17 protein-coding genes are annotated in these 17,706 nt (G+C 68.9%); 14 read left to right on the plus strand and 3 right to left on the minus strand.

Annotation, left to right across the window (positions count from 1 at the left end; translation table 11 throughout):
* The first annotated feature begins 149 nt into the window (after window positions 1-149).
* The 9 genes from gatC to ACLARN_RS29240 all read left to right on the plus strand — a co-directional run bounded on the left by gatC (window position 150) and on the right by ACLARN_RS29240 (window position 8,802).
* Window positions 150-449 carry an Asp-tRNA(Asn)/Glu-tRNA(Gln) amidotransferase subunit GatC gene (gatC, locus tag ACLARN_RS29200; protein ID WP_184894389.1) on the plus strand — a complete coding sequence of 100 codons (300 nt, stop codon included), beginning with the start codon at window positions 150-152 and terminating at the stop codon, window positions 447-449.
* Window positions 446-1,963 (plus strand): Asp-tRNA(Asn)/Glu-tRNA(Gln) amidotransferase subunit GatA, encoded by a 1,518-nt coding sequence (gene gatA, locus ACLARN_RS29205; protein WP_409494679.1) that lies wholly within the window; start codon window positions 446-448, stop codon window positions 1,961-1,963. The genes gatC and gatA overlap by 4 nt, the downstream gene beginning before the upstream one ends.
* Entirely contained in the window at window positions 1,960-3,465 is a 1,506-nt protein-coding gene (gatB, locus tag ACLARN_RS29210) for an Asp-tRNA(Asn)/Glu-tRNA(Gln) amidotransferase subunit GatB (RefSeq protein WP_409494680.1), read from the plus strand. The genes gatA and gatB overlap by 4 nt, the downstream gene beginning before the upstream one ends.
* Window positions 3,458-3,964, plus strand: a complete 507-nt coding sequence (locus ACLARN_RS29215) for a hypothetical protein (protein ID WP_409494681.1) — start codon at window positions 3,458-3,460, stop codon at window positions 3,962-3,964. Before gatB ends, ACLARN_RS29215 begins: the two co-directional genes overlap by 8 nt.
* A gap of 244 nt (window positions 3,965-4,208) precedes the next feature.
* Window positions 4,209-5,276, plus strand: coding sequence for a Gfo/Idh/MocA family protein (locus tag ACLARN_RS29220; RefSeq protein WP_409494682.1), 1,068 nt, complete (start codon window positions 4,209-4,211; stop codon window positions 5,274-5,276).
* Entirely contained in the window at window positions 5,273-6,190 is a 918-nt protein-coding gene (locus ACLARN_RS29225) for a PmoA family protein (RefSeq protein ID WP_409494683.1), read from the plus strand. The genes ACLARN_RS29220 and ACLARN_RS29225 overlap by 4 nt, the downstream gene beginning before the upstream one ends.
* A 10-nt stretch (window positions 6,191-6,200) precedes the next feature.
* A complete protein-coding gene (locus ACLARN_RS29230) occupies window positions 6,201-6,884 on the plus strand; it encodes a cupin (RefSeq protein WP_409494684.1) in 684 nt (227 codons plus the stop codon).
* An 83-nt stretch (window positions 6,885-6,967) separates the two neighbouring features.
* Window positions 6,968-7,375 (plus strand): VOC family protein, encoded by a 408-nt coding sequence (locus ACLARN_RS29235; RefSeq protein WP_409494685.1) that lies wholly within the window; start codon window positions 6,968-6,970, stop codon window positions 7,373-7,375.
* Between the two features lie 26 nt (window positions 7,376-7,401).
* A complete protein-coding gene (locus ACLARN_RS29240) occupies window positions 7,402-8,802 on the plus strand; it encodes an alpha/beta hydrolase family protein (RefSeq protein ID WP_409494686.1) in 1,401 nt (466 codons plus the stop codon).
* Between the two features lie 18 nt (window positions 8,803-8,820).
* On the opposite strand, the gene ACLARN_RS29245 is transcribed toward ACLARN_RS29240, so the two are convergent.
* The gene (locus ACLARN_RS29245) at window positions 8,821-10,044 is read right to left on the minus strand and encodes a PQQ-dependent sugar dehydrogenase (protein ID WP_409494687.1); all 1,224 of its coding nucleotides are present in this window, start codon (window positions 10,042-10,044) and stop codon (window positions 8,821-8,823) included.
* A gap of 63 nt (window positions 10,045-10,107) precedes the next feature.
* Between ACLARN_RS29245 and ACLARN_RS29250 the strand changes: the two genes are divergently transcribed.
* From ACLARN_RS29250 to ACLARN_RS29260, 3 genes are all read left to right on the plus strand, one after another.
* Entirely contained in the window at window positions 10,108-11,013 is a 906-nt protein-coding gene (locus tag ACLARN_RS29250) for a 2-hydroxyacid dehydrogenase (protein WP_409494688.1), read from the plus strand.
* Window positions 11,014-11,041: 28 nt separating this feature from the next.
* Window positions 11,042-11,866 (plus strand): DUF72 domain-containing protein, encoded by an 825-nt coding sequence (locus ACLARN_RS29255; RefSeq protein ID WP_409494689.1) that lies wholly within the window; start codon window positions 11,042-11,044, stop codon window positions 11,864-11,866.
* An 88-nt stretch (window positions 11,867-11,954) separates the two neighbouring features.
* The gene (locus tag ACLARN_RS29260) at window positions 11,955-12,497 is read left to right on the plus strand and encodes a DoxX family protein (protein WP_409494759.1); all 543 of its coding nucleotides are present in this window, start codon (window positions 11,955-11,957) and stop codon (window positions 12,495-12,497) included.
* 117 nt (window positions 12,498-12,614) lie between these two features.
* Here ACLARN_RS29260 and ilvD read toward each other — a convergent pair whose 3' ends face one another.
* Entirely contained in the window at window positions 12,615-14,459 is a 1,845-nt protein-coding gene (gene ilvD, locus ACLARN_RS29265) for a dihydroxy-acid dehydratase (protein ID WP_409494690.1), read from the minus strand.
* 63 nt (window positions 14,460-14,522) lie between these two features.
* Window positions 14,523-14,981: a PH domain-containing protein gene (locus ACLARN_RS29270; protein WP_409494691.1), complete on the minus strand. Its 459-nt coding sequence runs from the start codon at window positions 14,979-14,981 to the stop codon at window positions 14,523-14,525.
* 322 nt (window positions 14,982-15,303) lie between these two features.
* On the opposite strand from ACLARN_RS29270, the gene ACLARN_RS29275 reads away from it, so the two are divergent.
* Entirely contained in the window at window positions 15,304-17,178 is a 1,875-nt protein-coding gene (locus tag ACLARN_RS29275; protein WP_409494692.1) for an acetolactate synthase large subunit, read from the plus strand.
* On the plus strand, window positions 17,175-17,681 hold the full coding sequence (ilvN, locus tag ACLARN_RS29280; RefSeq protein ID WP_076162709.1) for an acetolactate synthase small subunit: 507 nt from the start codon (window positions 17,175-17,177) through the stop codon (window positions 17,679-17,681). Before ACLARN_RS29275 ends, ilvN begins: the two co-directional genes overlap by 4 nt.
* Window positions 17,682-17,706 lie beyond the last annotated feature (25 nt).

Below are 17,706 nucleotides of genomic sequence, written 5' to 3' on the forward strand. Positions count from 1 at the left end.
GATAACGAACCAGGCACTCCTTACTCGAAGTGCCCTACCCCGAGCAGGAGTGCAGGCCGCGGCATAACCCAGTCGAGTTCGCCGACGCCGCCACCATAGACTTGCAGCTTCCGACAGAACCCGCACAGCACACCCCGGGAGTCACCCGCGTGCCCAACATTTCCCGCGACGAGGTCGCACACCTCGCCAAGCTCGCCAGGCTTGCCGTCACCGAGGAGGAGCTGGACGTCTTCGCAGGCCAGCTCGACCAGATCCTGGACTCGGTGGCCAAGGTGAGCGAGGTGGCGGGCGAGGATGTCCCGCCGACGTCGCACGCCGTGCCGCTGACCAACGTGTTCCGTGAGGACACGGTCCGACAGGGGCTGACCCAGCAGCAGGCGCTGGCCGGTGCGCCGGCCGCCGAAGAGGGTCGTTTCCGGGTGCCGCGGATTCTGGGAGAAGAGCAGTGACCGAACTCATCAAACTGACCGCCGCCGAACTGGCGGACAAGATCCAGGCCCGTGAGGTCTCCGCGGTCGAGGTCGCCAAGGCCCACCTGGACCGGATCGCCGAGGTCGACGACCACATCCACGCGTTCCTGCACGTGGACACCGAGGGCGCGCTCGACGCGGCCCGCGCGGTGGACGCCGACGTCGCCGAGGGCAAGGCGCCGAAGTCGCCGCTCGCCGGGGTGCCGCTGGCGCTCAAGGACGTGCTGACCACCAAGGGCATCCCGACCACCGTCGGTTCGAAGACGCTGGAGAACTGGATCCCGCCGTACGACGCCACCGTGACGCGCAAGCTGCGCGAGGCCGGTGTCGTGGTGCTCGGCAAGACCAACATGGACGAGTTCGCGATGGGCTCCTCCACGGAGAACTCCGCGTTCGGCCCGACGCACAACCCGTGGGACCACGCACGCATCCCTGGCGGCTCCGGCGGTGGTTCCTCGGCGTCCATCGCGGCGTTCGAGGCCGCGATCGCGATCGGCACCGACACCGGCGGCTCGATCCGCCAGCCCGGCGCCGTCACTGGCACTGTCGGCGTGAAGCCGACGTACGGCGGTGTCTCCCGCTACGGTCTCGTCGCCTTCTCGTCGTCGCTGGACCAGGCCGGTCCCTGCGCGCGGACGGTGCTCGACGCCGCCCTGCTGCACGAGGTCATCGCCGGATACGACCCGATGGACTCGACCTCGATCGACGCGCCGGTTCCGCCGGTGGTCGCCGCGGCCCGCCAGGGCCTGACCGGTGACCTCAAGGGCGTCCGCGTCGGCGTGGTGAAGGAGTTCGCCGGCGACGGCTACCAGGCCGGTGTCCTGCGGTCCTTCGAAGCCGCCGTCGAGCAGCTGCGCGCGCTCGGTGCCGAGGTCGTCGAGGTCTCGTGCCCGTACTTCACCTACGCGCTGCCCGCGTACTACCTGATCGCGCCGAGCGAGTGCTCGTCGAACCTCGCCCGGTTCGACGCCATGCGCTACGGCCTGCGCGTGTCCGACGACGGCGCGCACAGCGCCGAAGAGGTCATGTCGCTCACCCGCGAGAAGGGCTTCGGCCCCGAGGTCAAGCGCCGCATCATGCTCGGCACGTACGCGCTGTCCTCTGGCTACTACGACGCCTACTACGGCTCGGCGCAGAAAGTCCGCACGCTCATCACGCGCGACTTCGACGCCGCGTTCGAGAAGGTGGACGTGCTGGTCTCGCCGACCACGCCGACCACCGCGTTCAAGATCGGCGAGCGCGTCGACGACCCGATGGCGATGTACCTCTCCGACATCTGCTCGATCCCGTCGAACCTCGCGGGCAACGCCGCGATGAGCGTCCCGAGTGGACTGTCGCATGAGGACGGCCTGCCGGTCGGCCTCCAGATCATGGCCCCGGCGATGGCCGACGACCGGCTGTACCGCGTCGGCGCCGCCTACGAGGTCGCGCGGGACGCCGCCAACGGTGGTTCGCTGGTGCACCAGGTTCCGGAGCTGGGAGGAAAGAAGTGACCGCCGTGGTTGAGTTGATGGACTACGCCGACGTCATCGAGCGGTTCGACCCGGTGCTGGGCCTCGAGGTGCACGTCGAGCTGAACACGAACACCAAGATGTTCTGCGGCTGCGCCAACGAGTTCGGCGGCGAGCCGAACACCAAGGTGTGCCCGACCTGTCTCGGCATGCCCGGTGCGCTGCCGGTCGTGAACGGCAAGGCGATCGAAGGCGCGATCCGCATCGGTCTCGCGCTCAACTGCGAGATCGCCGAATGGTGCCGGTTCGCCAGGAAGAACTACTTCTACCCGGACATGCCGAAGAACTTCCAGACGTCGCAGTACGACGAGCCGATCGCCTTCAACGGCTACCTCGACGTGACGCTGGACGACGGCGAGGTCGTGCGCGTGGAGATCGAGCGCGCGCATATGGAGGAGGACACCGGTAAGTCGCTGCACGTCGGCGGCGCCACCGGTCGCATCCACGGCGCCGAGCACTCGCTGCTCGACTACAACCGCGCCGGCGTGCCGCTGATCGAGATCGTCACCAAGACGATCGAGCACACCGGCGAGCGCGCCCCCGAGGTCGCGCGGGCGTATGTGAGCGCGCTGCGGGATCTGCTGAGCGCGCTGGACGTCTCCGACGTCCGCATGGACCAGGGTTCCCTGCGCTGTGACGCGAACGTGTCGCTGATGGCCAAGGACGCGACCGAGTTCGGTACGCGCACCGAGACGAAGAACGTCAACTCGCTGCGCAGCGTCGAGCGCGCCGTGCGGTACGAGATGACCCGCCAGGCGGCAATCCTCGCCGAGGGCGGCTCGATCAAGCAGGAGACTCGGCACTTCCAGGAGGCCGACGGCACCACGTCGCCCGGCCGCACCAAGGAGACCGCCGAGGACTACCGGTACTTCCCGGAGCCCGACCTGGTGCCGATCGCGCCGTCGCGCGAGTGGGTCGAGGAGCTGCGCAAGACGCTGCCGGAGATGCCTTCGGAGCGCCGCAAGCGCATCCAGCGCGAGTGGAACCTGACCGACGAGGCGCTGCGCGACCTGCTCAACGTCGGCGCGGTCGACCTGGTCGCCGCGACCGTCTTGGCGGGCGCGACACCGGACGAGGCCCGCAGCTGGTGGGTCAACACGCTGGCGCAGGAGGCCAACTCCCGCGAGATCGAACTCGCCGAGCTGACGATCACGCCGTCGCAGCTGGCCGACGTCATCAGCCTGGTCAAATCCGGCGAGCTGACCAACAAGCTGGCCAAGGAGGTCGTGCAGGGCGTCCTCGCCGGCGAGGGTTCGCCCGCCGAGGTCATCGAGACGCGCGGCTTGAAGGTCGTCTCCGATGATTCCGCGCTCATCGCGGCGGTCGACGAGGCGCTGGCCGCGCAGCCGGACGTCGCCGAGAAGATCCGCGGCGGCAAGGTGGCCGCGGCCGGGGCGATCGTCGGCGCGGTCATGAAGGCCACCAAGGGCCAGGCCGACGCCAAGCGCGTGCGTGAACTGATCGTCGAGCGAGTCGGTGCCTGACCTCGCTCTGAAGAAGGTCACCTGGCGTGAGTGGCTCGGCTTCGCGGCCGGGCTGCTCGCGCTGGTGGCCTTGTTCCTGCCGTGGATGACGCTGACCGCGTCGCGCCCGGAGATCGAGGACGTGCTGACGACGTTGCCCGCCAACGACGTTACGCGAGACGCGTGGCGCGCGGGCTTCCTCGCCTGGGCGCCGCTCTTCCTGCTGTTCCTGCCCGGCCTCGCCGTCGTGTTGTTCGGCCGCGTCGACGCCGTCCGCCGCGCGGGTTTGCCGCATCTGTGGCTGATGGCGGCCATCGGCGCGCTCCTGCTGATGGCACTCGGCTGGCTGACCCTCGACTGGCAGTTCGACGCCGACCAGCGAGGGATCCTCTCCGCGGCCGGTATTGAGATCGGGACCGGCTTGGGTCGCTACCTCGGCCTGCTCGCCGGTGTGGTCTCCGCCGCCGTCGCCTTCCTCGACGTCCGTGTCCTCCGTGCCGAGACCCGCACCCGCCGCTGACCCCCTCTCGCAATCCCGCACTCACGTGCTCAGAGCCGTGACTCGCGTGCTCGAAGGCGGATCTCGTGTGCTTAGAGGCCGCACACGTGAGTTCGGTGTTCAGGCACGCGAGATCCGCCTCTGAGCACGCGAGTCACGCCCTCGCCTCTCTCGCAAGTAGTCCTCTAGTTGCGGGAAGGGGTTGCGCAAGAAAGCGCTTTCTGCCTACCGTGTGAGGGCCTCATACGCAAGGTGGAGGTCACGGGTGACGACCGGGAAACCCCTTCGGGTGGCCATTATCGGCACCGGAGGAATCGCCAAAAGCCATCTAGCCGCCTACGAAGCCCATCCGTCGGACGTGACCGTGGTCGCGGCGGCGGACGTCGACGAAACCAGGGTCGCCGAGTTCGCGAGCGGCGATATCAAGCCCTACACCGATTTCGCCGTACTGCTGGCCGAGCAGAAGCCCGACCTCGTCTCGCTCTGCACCCCGCCTTCGCTGCACGTGGAGCAGGTCAAACAAGCTTTGCGCGCCGGAGCGTGGGTGTGGTGCGAGAAGCCGCCTTGCCTGTCCTTGTCCGAATACGACGAGATCACCGCGGCCGAGTCCGAGGGCGGGCCGTACGCCGGTTTCGTTTTCCAGCACCGGTTCGGTTCCGCCGCGGCGCACTTCCTTGAACTGCTGGCCGCGGGTGAACTGGGGCGGCCGCTGGTCGCGCACTGTCAGACGACCTGGTTCCGCGACGCCGCCTATTACGCCGTCCCCTGGCGCGGCGACTGGGCGACCGAAGGCGGCGGACCCGCCATGGGGCAGGGGATCCACCAGATCGATCTGCTCCTGCACCTGCTCGGCGACTGGGCCGAGATCCGCGCGATGACGGGCAGGCTCGTGCACGACGTCCGCACCGATGACGTCTCGACGGCGTTGGTGCGCTTCGAATCCGGCGCGTTGGCCACCGTGGTGAACAGCGTGCTCTCACCCGGCGAGGTCAGCCGCATCCGCGTCGACTGCACCGACGCGACCGTCGAACTGACCCATCTTTACGGCTATGGCAACGAAGATTGGACCTACACGCCCGCGCCGCACGCGGCCGGGAAGTGGCGCGCGCCGTCCGCGAACCTCGACAGCTCCCACACCGCGCAGCTGACCCACGTCCTCGCCGCGATCAGGTCGGGGCAACGTCCACCGTGCAGTGGAGCCGATGGACGGCGGGCGCTCGAATTCATCGCCGCGCTGTACAAATCCGCTTTCACCGGAGCGCCCGTCCACGTGGGGGAGATCACTCCGGAAGATCCGTTCCACTCCGCCATGAACGGGGGAAGACGACTGTGAGCGCACCCATCACCGTCACCCACCGGCACGGTGACCACGTCACCGTCGAGGCCGATGGCGTCGAACTACTGTCCTATGTGTACAAACCAGACCCCGCCGCCTACGAGTCGCGCAAGCCCTACACGCATCCTCTGCGGACGCTGGCCGGGCGTCAGGTCAGTGCCTACCGGCCGTCGGATCACCGCTGGCACAAGGGACTCCAGATGACATCGAGTCACCTGTCCGGCCAGAACTTCTGGGGCGGTTGGACCTATGTACCCGGCGATTGGTACCGGGAACTGCCGGATCTGGTCGGTTCGATGCGGCACGACGGCTTCGAGGAGTTCACCGTCGAGGACGAAAGCCTTACCTTGGGCGAAAAGCTGACCTGGATCGAGAACGGCGGCAGAGAATGGGCGCGTGAGCGGCGTGACCTCGTCGTCCATTCGGTGGCGCCGGACGAGGGAGCCTGGGCCATCGACTGGGCAATCACCCTCACCAATATCCGTGACGTGCCCCTGGAATTCGGCAGTCCGACGACGGCCGGACGCGAGATGGCGGGCTACACCGGGCTGCATTGGCGCGGGCCCCGCGAATTCAGCGGCGGCGAGGTCCTCGGTCCAGGCGGCCTCGGCGGTGAGGAGATGATGGGGCGGCAGGCGCCATGGCTGGCGTTCGTCGGCGAACACGACGAGGTCGACGCGAAGTCGACGCTGATTTTCGCGCACGCGCCCGAGAACGAGCACGCGATCCACGAGTCGCACTGGTTCGTCCGGTCGCACGGCACGCCGACGGTGGCGATCTCCTGGGCGTTCTTCGAGGAGTTCTCTTTGCCGCCCGGCGAAAGTTTCCACTACCGCTACCGCGTGGTGGTCGCGGACGGCGCCTGGGACCGCGACCGTGTCGAGCATTACCTGAAGACACACGGATTCTGAGGAGGTTCCCGTGTTCGGCATCGGTCTGTCCCATCTGCGGGCCTACGAATGGGAGGCGGCGGACGGGGTGTGCGGAGGCAGCCCGCATCTCCATCTCGCGTGCACGGAGGCGTACGTCGTCACCGGCGGGCGGGGCGCGGTGCAGACGCTCGGCCTCGACGGCTACCACGAAACCGACCTCGAAACCGGGGTCGTCGCGTGGTTCGCGCCCGGCACGGTCCACCGGATGGTGCAGCGCGACGATCTGCGGATCACCGTGCTCATGCAGAACAGCGGGCTGCCCGAAGCGGGCGACGCGGTCTTCACCTTCCCGCCGTCGATCCTCGAAGACCCGGTCGCGTATGCCGGGGCCGCCGCGATGCCCGCGGACGACGACTCGGCGCGCCGTCGCCGCGATCTCGCGATCGAGGGCTATCTCCCGATCCGGGACGCCCTCGTCGCGGGAAACCCCGGTCCGCTGAGGGAGTTCCACCGTGCGGCCGCGGCTTTGGTCGCGCCCAAGGTCGAGGCGTGGATCCCGCTGTGGCGGGACGGCGCCCTGGCGGCCGCCGAGGCGCCGGGTGAGCATTTGAAGGCGCTCGCGAACGGCGACGCGAGCCATCTCGAGCAGTCCGGCGTCTCGGTGACGTGGCCGGTGAAACGCGGCGGCTACGGGATGTGCGGACGGCGAGACGAGTACGACTTCTCCGGCTGATCTGGCGAGGTGTCTGTCCGGGCCGGTTCCGTTCGTCGCTCTGTCAGAGCGACCGGACGAAACCAGCCAAAGGAGACACCACCGTGAAGACCACCCCTGTGACCGTCGGCCTGCCGATCGCCGACCGGATGACCTCGTACGAGTTCTATCGCGACGGGCTCGGCTTCGAAGCCGTCGGCGCGCTCGCCGAAGACGGCGTCCCCGAACCGTTGCAGTTCGCCCTCAACGAGGGGCTCCGGCTGATGCTCATCCCGACCGGCGGATTCGGCTGGGTCGTGGGCGGCCGTGCCGTCGCGGAGCCCGGCACCAGCGAATGCCTCTTCACGCTGACCGCCGAGAGCGAAGCCGATGTCGTCTCGCTGATCGAGCGCGCCCGCGCGGCCGGGGCGGTGATCGTCACGGAGCCGGGAAGTCAACCGTGGGGCTATGTGGGCACGTTCGCCGACCCGGACGGCCATGTCTGGATGGTGACCTCCACCGTTGACATGTGACCATTTGGTCACCTATCTTCGGAGTCATGAAACGACCGCTGAAAGCGCTCGCCACTGTGCTCGCCGCGCTTCTTCTCGGCAGCCTGCTGACCGCCGTCCCGGCCACCGCCGGGGAACGCTGGCGCACGCACGAGGGAACGATCGATGGCGCGCACTACCTGGTCAAAGTGCCGAAACACTGGAACGGGACGCTGGTGCTGTACAGCCACGGGCTGTACGTCGAGGACTGGCCCATGGAGCGGACGTACTTGGCCACCCGCCCCGAAACCGAGAAGTGGCTGCTCGACAACGGCTACGCGCTGGCCGCGTCGGACTACAAGGGCGTCTACGGGCACGTGATCGAGGAGGCGCTGACCGACCAGATCGCGCTCCTGGACTGGTTCCGGGCCAACGTCGGCAAGCCGCGTCGGACGATCGCCAGCGGCATGTCCATGGGCGCGGTGATCTCCCTGAAACTCGCCGAGGACAACCCCGGTCGTTTCGACGGCGTGCTGACCCAATGCGGTGAGTACGACGCGAACGGCACGTGGAACAGCGCGCTGGACATCCTGTTCGCGCTCAAGACCCTGCTGGCGCCGGACTCGGACATCGACCTGGTCCGGCCCCGCGACCCGGCGTCCGCTCAGGCCGCGCTGGTGGCGCTCGTGACCGAAGCCTCGCAGACCGAATCGGGCCGAGCCCGGATCGCACTGGCCGGCGCGCTCGGCAACCTTCCCGGCTGGGCCAACGCCCACCGGCCGGAGCCGACCGCGCCCGCGGATCGGCTCGCCGAGCAGGCGAGCTGGGTCACCGGGGCCTACGTGTACGGGTACGGGCCGGGCGCGCGGACCGACATCGAGCGCCGTGCCGGTGGTAACCCGTCCTGGAACGCCGGGATCGACTATCGGCGCATGCTCGCCCGATCCGCCCAGCGCGACCTGGTCCGGTACGCCTACCGGCAGGCTGGCGGTGTCGACCTGGACGCCGACCTCGACAGGCTCGCCGCGGCTCCGAGGATCACGGCCGACCCGAAGGCGGAGGCGTACATGCATCGCTACACCGTCGCGGGCGGCACCACGCCGGCGCCCGTGCTGACCGTGCACACCACCGGCGACGGCGGCGCCGTCGCGGATCAGGTCCGCTGGTACGCCGACCAGGTCCGGCGGAACGGCGATCCCGGACGGCTGCGTCAGACCTACGTCAACAGGGGTGGCCACTGCTCGTTCAACGCGGCCGAGGAGATCGTCCTGCTGCGCACTCTGCTGTCCCGTGTGGACAGTGGACGCTGGCCGACCACGGACCCGCATCGGCTCACCGCCGCCGCGACCGCTTACGGTCCGGACTATCAGCTGGTGCCGGATCTGTTCGACCCGGAGTTCAAGGAGAAGCCCGTCCCGCCGTCGTTCGTCCGGTTCACCCCGCCGGTGTTCCCGCGGCCGTCCCAGTGAGGTCCGGCCGGGGGCGGATCAGTCCTTGCCGCCCCCGCCGGTCGCGGCGGTCGGTGTGATGATGACGACGCGGTCGTCACTCGACACCGGCGTGCCGCCGTCCTTGTTGATCGTGCCGGCCAGCGCGATCTGCGGGTTGATCATGCTCATGGAAGCCAGGCGGCCGAAGGTCTTCGGCGGTTTGCCGACCTTGCCGTCCATGTTGACGTTGGGTTTGCCGGTGATCGCGCCGTCCGGGGTCACCGGCAGGTTCTGCAGGTTCCCCGCGATCGACGTCGCCACGGAGAGATAGCCGGTGGCACCGACGAAGTCCGCGCAGCCCGCGACGCCGGGCTTGTCCGGCCAGGTCCACGCCGGGGTGGTCAGCGGCTTGCCCGCGCTGAGCCGGTAGACGACGTCCTTGTCCGCCAGCCTGTCGGTCAGCCACATCCGCGAACCGGCCTGGTCGCGGCACAACCCGCCGGGCGAGTGCACGCCGGTCGAGAAGACCGCCGAACCCGCCGTCGGGTTGCCCGGCGCCGGTTTGCCGGAGGTGTCGATGCGCAGCACCTTCCCGGCCAGCGACGCCGGATCGGCCGCGAGTCCGGCGTTGCCCGCGTCGCCGGTGGCGACCAGGAGCGCGCCCTTGGCGTCGGTGCCGATCGCGCCGCGGTTGCCGGTGGCGCCCTTGGGAATGCCGGTCAGCACCGGTTTCGGCGCCTGGCCCTTCGCCAGCCGGACGACCCGGTTGTCGGTCGGGGTGGTGATGTAGGCGAAGACCAGCTGGTCTTCGGCGAAACCGGGGGACAGGGCGAGCGAGGTGAGACCGCCGTCGCCGGAGCCGTCCACGGGAACGGTGGCCCAGTCGGCTGGATCCTTCTCCGCGGCGGCGAGCATGATCCGGCCGCTCTTGCGTTCCCCCGCGAGCGCGCTGGGCGCGGAGCCGTCGCCGGGGATCGCGGCCACGGCGGCGACGGTGTCCAGGCAGGTCGCGATGACGGCCTTGTCGAAGTCCTTGCAGCCCTGCGGCGGCGGGATCGGGGTCGGTGTCTGATTCGGTCCGTTGCCGCGGCCGGGGCCGGAGTCGCCCGCTTCACCGCCGGGCCCGACCTGCGGCGGGACCTCGGGGGACGGCGGGTTGACGGGCGTGAACTTCTGCCCGGCGGCCGTGTTGTCGAACTCGGCGCAGCCGGAGAGCAGTAGCGCGCCGCAGGCCAGCAGAGCCAGCGGTGCGGTCCATTTCCGCCGGTACCTGGTACGCACGGGTCCAGCCTAGGTGGGCGTGCGTGAGCCACGGGTAAGCGGCACTGGATTACCGTGGTGATCATGACGGTAACGGTGCTCGTGCCCGACGAAGAGGGAGTGAGCGCGCTTTCGGAGATCGAAGGCGTGCGTCCGGTGGTGTACCGCCGGGGAGAGCCGGTGCCGGCCGAAGCCGCCGAGGCCCAAGTCCTCGTGACCGGTGACCAGCCCAGTGACGATATGTGGCGCGAACTGCCGAACGTCAGACTCGTGCAGTTGCTGGTGGCCGGGGCCGAGGACTGGATCGGCAAGGTGCCGGACGGTGTTCTGCTCTCGACCTGCCGCGGCGCGCACGGCGGAAGCTCCGCCGAATGGGTCGTCGCGGTCCTCCTGGCGATCTACCGCGGTCTCGACGGTTTCGCCGACGGCTTGCGGCGGAAGCACTGGGAACGCCGGATCACCGACACCTTGCAGGGCAAGCGGGCCCTCATCGTCGGCGCGGGCGACCTCGGCAGGCACCTGCGGCGTCGGCTGGAGACGTTCGACGTGCGGTGCACGATGGTCGGCGCGACCGCTCGCGAGGGCGTGCACGGCGTCGGCGAACTCCCCGATCTGCTGCCCGACCACGACATCACGGTCCTGATGGTGCCGCTCACCCAGCACACCCAGGGGCTGGTCGACGCGGAGTTCCTGGCCGCGATGCCGGACGGGGCGATCCTCGTCAACGTCTCGCGGGGGCCGGTCGTCGTCACCGACGCGCTCGTCGCGGAACTCGCGTCGGGACGGCTGCGCGCCGCCCTCGACGTCACCGATCCCGAACCGCTGCCCGACGGCCATCCGCTGTGGGAGGTGCCGGGACTGCTGCTGACGCCGCATGTCGCGGGCGCGGTGAGCGGGCGACGGCAGCGCGCCTACGCGGTGGTGGTCCGGGAACTGAGCCACTATCTGAGCGGAGAGCTGCCGAAGAACCTGGTCCACGGCGAGTACTGACGTGGCGAGTCTTCATGTCGGTTGCGCGATGTGGACACATAAGGCGTGGGCCGGGCGGTTCCTGCCGCGGTCGCAGCCTGCCGGAGAACGACTGCGGGCCTACGCCGGCTGGTGCAACGCGGTCGAGGGCAACACCACCTTCTACGCGACTCCCACCAGGGACACCGTCGCGACTTGGGCGCGGCAGACCGATCCCGGCTTCCGGTTCGTGGTCAAGCTCCCCAAGGTCGTCACGCACGAGCGACGGCTCGCCGGCGTCGAGACCGAGATGCGGGCGTTCCTTGACGCGATCGAACCCCTCGGCGACCGGGCGGTCCTGTGGACCCAGTTGCCCGCCTCGTTCGGCCCGTCGGACGTCGACACCCTCGGCCGCTTCCTGCGCCGTCTCCCGGCCGGCCTCCGACGCGCCGTGGAGGTGCGCCACCCCGAGTTCCACACCGACGCCCGCTCGACGTCGCTGCTGGAGCGGGCCCTCACCGACGCGGACGCCGAGTGGGTGCCGTTCGACACCACGGTCTTCTTCCGGAGTCCGCCGGTCAGCGAGGCCGAGCAGGACGCCTGGGCCAAGAAACCCCGGCTGCCGCGGCGGACGCGGGCGCTGACCGACCGGCCGATCGTCCGCTACCTCGGCCGGGACTCGACCGAGGAGACCGTCCAGGGCTGGCGACCGTGGGCCGAGGTGGTCGCCGAATGGCTGCGTGCGGGCCGGTCGCCGACGGTTTTCGTGCACACCCCCGACAACGACGACGCACCGGCGCTCGCCCGCCGGTTCCACGACGACGTGCGCGCCCTGGTGCCCGGCCTCGACCCGCTGCCCGAGCCCGAACCGGTCGAGCCCGCGACCCTGTTCTGAGCCGCTTCGTCGCCGGTCCGGCGGTTCGGTCGCCTGACGGGCCGGTTTCGCCTACCCTTCGCGCGTGAGCGATGACTACCAGACCAGCATGATCTCGGACGTGGCCGACTCCGACAGCGGCCCGGCCCCGGCGGAGACCAGGGGTGGGATCGACCTCGGTCTGCTCGTCCTGCGAGTGGTACTCGGCGTGACCATGGGCGCGCACGGGCTGCAACACCTCTTCGGTGCCTTCGGCGGGCCCGGGGTCGGCGGCTTCGCCAGGGCGCTCGGCAATTTCGGCTACACCACCCAGACCACGCTGCTTTCGTGGATCACCGGGATCAGCGAGGTGCTCGGCGGCGCGCTCGTCCTGGTGGGCCTGTTCACCCCGGTCGGTGCCGCCGCGCTGCTCGGGGTCTGCGCGAACATCGTGTTCGTGAAGTTCGGCGGCGGGTTCTTCCAGAAGGAAGGGCAGGGCTTCGAGTTCGAGCTCCTGCTGGGCGCGGCCTCGCTGACCGTCCTGCTCGCGGGCGCTGGACGGCTCTCGCTGGACGTCAACACGCCTTGGCGGAAGCGGCCGCTTTCGTTCGGGCTGATCGGGCTCCTGCTGGCTGCGGCCGCTTCGGTCGTGGTGATCGTCCTGTGCCGCTGACGCCTCCGCAAGTAGTCCTCTAGTTGCGGGTTTTCCCTCCCCGCGGTTGTTATGAACGGACCTTTCATAACAAATTTTGTTATGAAAGGTCCGTTCATAACAACCGCAATTAGAGGACTACTTGCTCGGGTCCCGCACGGCGCCGGTGTCGGCCGAAGTCGCCATCCGCGCGTAGGCCCGCAGCGCGGCGGTCACCGGCCGGTCCCGCGAGACCGGCTGCCACGGACGCTCGCTCGCCTCCATCTTCGCGCGCCGCTCGGCCAGCACGTCCGCGTCGACGAGCAGTTCGAGACGGCGCTCGTGGACGTCGAGCAGGATCCGGTCGCCGTTCTGGACGAGGCCGATCGCCCCGCCCGCGGCGGCCTCGGGGGAGATGTGCCCGACCGAGATGCCCGACGAGCCACCGGAGAACCGGCCGTCGGTGATCAGCGCGCACTTCTTGCCCAGGCCGGAGCCCTTGAGGAACGCCGTCGGGTGCAGCATCTCCTGCATGCCAGGGCCACCCGCCGGACCTTCGTAGCGGATCACCAGCACCTCGCCGGGCTGGATCTCCTTCTTGAGGATGGCCGAAACGGCCTCCTCCTGGCTTTCCAGCACCCGGGCAGGACCCTCGAAGCGCCAGAGTTCCTCGTCGATACCCGCGGACTTGATGACCGCGCCGTTCTCGGCGAGGTTCCCGCGCAGGATCGCGAGCCCGCCGTCCTTGGTGTAGGCGTGTTCGACGTCGTGGATGCAGCCGTCCGCGGCGTCGGTGTCCAAAGAGGACCAGCGGTTCTCGGTGGAGAAGGCTTCGGTGGTGCGGACTCCGCCCGGCGCCGCGTGGAACAGCTCCACAGCCCTGTCCGAGGGAGCCTTCGCGCGGATGTCCCAAGTGGACAGCCACGAGTCGAGGTCCGGCGAGTGCACGGAGTGGACGTCGGTGTTCAGCAGCCCGCCGCGGTACAGCTCACCGAGGATGGCCGGGATTCCGCCGGCGCGGTGGACGTCCTCCATGTGGTAGTCCGAGTTCGGCGCGACCTTCGACAGGCACGGCACGCGGCGGCCGATGGCGTCGATGTCGTCGATGGTGAACTCGACCTCGCCCTCCTGCGCGGCGGCGAGGATGTGCAGCACGGTGTTGGTCGAACCGCCCATCGCCATGTCGAGGGCCATCGCGTTCTCGAACGCCTTCTTCGACGCGATCGAGCGCGGAAGCGCGGACTCGTCGTCCTGCTCATACCAGCGCTTGCACAGTTCGACGACCGTGCGCCCGGCGTCCTCGAACAGCGCCTTGCGCGCGGCGTGCGTCGCGAGGGTGGAACCGTTGCCCGGCAGCGAGAGCCCGAGCGCCTCGGTGAGGCAGTTCATCGAGTTCGCGGTGAACATGCCCGAACAGGAACCGCAGGTCGGGCAGGCTGAACGCTCCACAATGGACAGACCATCGTCGTCGACCTCGCTGCTGGCCGACGCGGAGATCGCGGTGATCAGGTCGGTGGGCGCCTGCGCGACCCCGCCGACGACCACGGCCTTCCCGGCCTCCATCGGCCCGCCGGAGACGAACACCACCGGGATGTTCAGCCGCATGGCGGCGTTCAGCATGCCGGGGGTGATCTTGTCGCAGTTGGAGATGCAGACCAGCGCGTCGGCCTGGTGCGCGTTCACCATGTACTCGCACGCGTCGGCGATGATCTCGCGCGAGGGCAGCGAGTAGAGCATTCCGCTGTGCCCCATGGCGATTCCGTCGTCGACGGCGATCGTGTGGAACTCGCGGGCGACACCGCCCGCCTCCTTCACCGCGCCGGCCACGATCTCGCCGAGGTCCTTGAGGTGCACGTGCCCCGGCACGAACTGGGTGTAGGAGTTCGCGATGGCGACGATCGGCTTGCCGAAGTCGCTGTCGGTCATCCCGGTGGCGCGCCAGAGCGAGCGGGCGCCCGCCGCGTTGCGGCCGTGGGTGGTGGTCCGGGAACGGAGTGGGGGCACGGCTGACTCCAAGGTTCGGGGCGGGGACCAGGGCGAACGAGCGCCAAACTGGTCCTACCAATCCTACTCCCCGGAATCGGCGGTCTTTTCCGGAGCCTCGGCCACGTCGTCGGTCAGCCCGGAAGGATCGGCCATGTGGCCCGCGCTGACCAGCGAGATCACCGGAAGATGGCGAGTGCGCACGGCCGGGAGGGCGACCTTGGTCTCGTCCTTCAGCACCGCCTGCACCTTCGCCTTGTCGGTGATGGCGAGGCCCTTGAGGGAGGACCACGGCAGGTCCCGCCGCCCGAACAGCGTGCGGACTTCCAATCCCTCGGCCGTCGCGGTCGTGCGGGTCCGGATGACGAACACCGCCAGCGCGATCGGGAAGACGTAGAGCCACTGGAGGTACGGCACGTCGCCGAACGCGACAGGCGTCACACAAACGACGAGGAAAGCGATCGCCAGCAGTGCCGTGTTCGGAATCTTGAAGACGGCTTTGGGAGCCTCGTTCGCCTGTTCCTGCTGCTTTTCTTCTGCCACGTCAAAGATGGTGCACCGCGGCCTTTCGGGCCCCGAACGCGGGTCGCGTAGTACGTCGGCGGTGTCCAGCATGCGGAATCGCCGTCCCGCAGAGTTGACACTCTTGACGGGGACCGGCTAGCTTCACTCTCGTGACAACGCAGACCGGCCTCGTACTTCCCAAGCGCGTCGACGCTTAGGGAAGTCTCCGCTGCGTCGACGCGCGACCCTCGTGCGACCACTCCGGTCGGCGGGGGTTTTTTGTTGCCTGGAACAATTTCACCTGCCGAACCAGCCAATGAATACCCGAACGAGTGACTAGACAAAGACGAGGCAAACAGCGATGACTAGTGCCACCTCGCGAGCTGAAGCGAACACCGGAACATCCGGGTCCCGACCCAAGCCGGCCCCGCCGGCCGGGACCCCCGTGCGGGTCACGGGCGCGCAGTCGCTCGTCCGCTCGCTCGAGGCGGTGGGCGCGGAAGTCGTGTTCGGTATTCCCGGCGGCACCATTCTCCCGGCGTACGACCCGTTGCTCGACTCGACGAAGGTCCGCCACGTCCTGGTCCGGCACGAACAGGGCGCGGGCCACGCCGCCACCGGGTACGCGCAGGCGACCGGCAAGGTCGGTGTGTGCATGGCCACGTCGGGCCCCGGCGCGACCAACCTGGTCACCCCGCTGGCCGACGCGAACATGGATTCGGTGCCGGTGGTCGCCATCACCGGTCAGCAGTCCCGCGCGCTGATCGGCACGGACGCCTTCCAGGAAGCCGACATCTGCGGCATCACCATGCCGATCACCAAGCACAACTTCCTGGTCACCGACCCGGCGGACATCCCGCGCACCATCGCGGAGGCCTTCCACCTCGCCTCGACCGGCCGTCCCGGCCCGGTCCTGGTGGACATCCCCAAGGACGTCCTGCAGGAGATGACCTCCTTCTCCTGGCCGACGGAGCTGCGGCTGCCGGGCTACCGGCCGACGCTGCGCCCGCACGGCAAGCAGGTCCGCGAGGCCGCCCGGCTGATCAGCAAGTCGCGGCGCCCGGTCCTCTACGTCGGCGGTGGCGTGATCAAGGCCGACGCCTCGCGCCAGCTGATGGAACTGGCCGAGCTGACCGGGATCCCGGTCGTCACCACGCTGATGGCGCGTGGCGCGTTCCCCGACTCGCACCCGCAACACCTCGGGATGCCGGGGATGCACGGCTCGGTCTCCGCGGTCGCCGCGATGCAGCGGGCGGATCTGCTGATCGCGCTCGGCGCCCGCTTCGATGACCGCGTCACCGGGCAGCTGTCCTCCTTCGCCCCGGACGCCGCCATCGTGCACGCCGACATCGACCCGGCCGAGATCTCCAAGAACCGCAAGGCGGACGTGCCGATCGTCGGCGACTGCGCGGAGATCATCACCGAACTGATCGAGGCCGTCCGCGCCGAGACCGACAAGTCCGCGAAGCCGGATCTGACGGACTGGTGGACGCAGGTCAGCTCCTGGCGTGACGACTACCCGGCCGGCTACGAGTGGCCCGAGGATGGGACGCTTTCCCCGCAGTACGTCATCGAACGCATCGGTTCGCTCGTCGGCCCGGACGCGGTCTACACCGCGGGCGTCGGCCAGCACCAGATGTGGGCCGCGCAGTTCGTGAAGTACGAGAACCCGCGCACCTGGATCAACTCCGGCGGCCTCGGCACGATGGGCTTCGCCGTCCCCGCCGCGATGGGCGCCAAGTTCGGTATGCCGGACAAGCAGGTCTGGGCCATCGACGGCGACGGCTGTTTCCAGATGACGAACCAGGAACTGGCCACCTGCGCCATCGAAGGCGCGCCGATCAAGGTCGCCGTCATCAACAACGGCAACCTGGGCATGGTCCGCCAGTGGCAGAACCTCTTCTACTCGGAGCGGTACTCCAACACCGATCTCGGTACCCACAAGCACCGCATCCCCGACTTCACCCTGCTCGCGGAGGCGCTCGGCTGCGCCGGGCTCCGCTGTGAGACCAAGGAAGACGTCGACGCCACCATCCGGCGCGCCATGGAGATCAACGACCGCCCCGTCGTGATCGATTTCGTGGTGGGGAAGGATGCCCAGGTGTGGCCCATGGTGGCCGCGGGCACCGGTAACGACGAAATCATGTCCGTGCGCGGGATCCGCCCGCTCTTCGACGACGACGAAGTCGCCGCGGAGGCGGAGCTGAACGCCGCCACAGAAGGAGACGCCCGATGAGCGTGCACACCCTGAGCGTTCTGGTGGAGAACAAGCCCGGTGTCCTCGCGCGGGTTTCCGGACTGTTCTCCCGGCGTGGTTTCAACATCGAATCCCTCGCCGTCGGGCCCACGGAGAATCCCGAGGTGTCCCGGATGACGATCGTGGTCGCCGTCGAAGAGCTACCGCTCGAACAGGTGACCAAACAGCTCAACAAGCTGGTCAACGTCATCAAGATCGTGGAATTGGAAAAGTCCACAGCCGTGCAGCGCGAACTGCTGCTCGTCAAGGTCCGGGCCGACGCCACCGTGCGCAGCCAGGTCCTGGAAACGGTGCAGCTCTTCCGCGCGAAAGTGGTGGATGTGTCCCCCGAGGCGCTCACCGTCGAAGCCACCGGGACCTCGGACAAGATCGGTGCCCTGCTGCGGATGCTGGAGCCCTATGGCATCCGTGAACTGGTCCAGTCCGGAATGGTCGCGGTCGGCCGTGGCGCCCGATCCATTACCGCCACCTCAGCTCGATAATTTGTAAGTCAGGAAAGGAAGTAGT

Origin of the sequence: Amycolatopsis sp. cmx-11-12, assembly GCF_046269425.1 — a bacterium.
In the GTDB taxonomy this organism is placed as follows: domain Bacteria; phylum Actinomycetota; class Actinomycetes; order Mycobacteriales; family Pseudonocardiaceae; genus Amycolatopsis.

Coding starts and splice junctions, on each gene's coding strand:
- ACLARN_RS29240 (WP_409494686.1), top strand. CDS start 7,402: ATGAAACGACCGCTGAAAGCGCTCGCCACTGTGCTCGCCGCGCTTCTT.
- ACLARN_RS29250 (WP_409494688.1), top strand. CDS start 10,108: ATGACGGTAACGGTGCTCGTGCCCGACGAAGAGGGAGTGAGCGCGCTT.
- ACLARN_RS29255 (WP_409494689.1), top strand. CDS start 11,042: ATGTGGACACATAAGGCGTGGGCCGGGCGGTTCCTGCCGCGGTCGCAG.
- ACLARN_RS29260 (WP_409494759.1), top strand. CDS start 11,955: ATGATCTCGGACGTGGCCGACTCCGACAGCGGCCCGGCCCCGGCGGAG.
- ACLARN_RS29275 (WP_409494692.1), top strand. CDS start 15,304: ATGACTAGTGCCACCTCGCGAGCTGAAGCGAACACCGGAACATCCGGG.
- ilvN (WP_076162709.1), top strand. CDS start 17,175: ATGAGCGTGCACACCCTGAGCGTTCTGGTGGAGAACAAGCCCGGTGTC.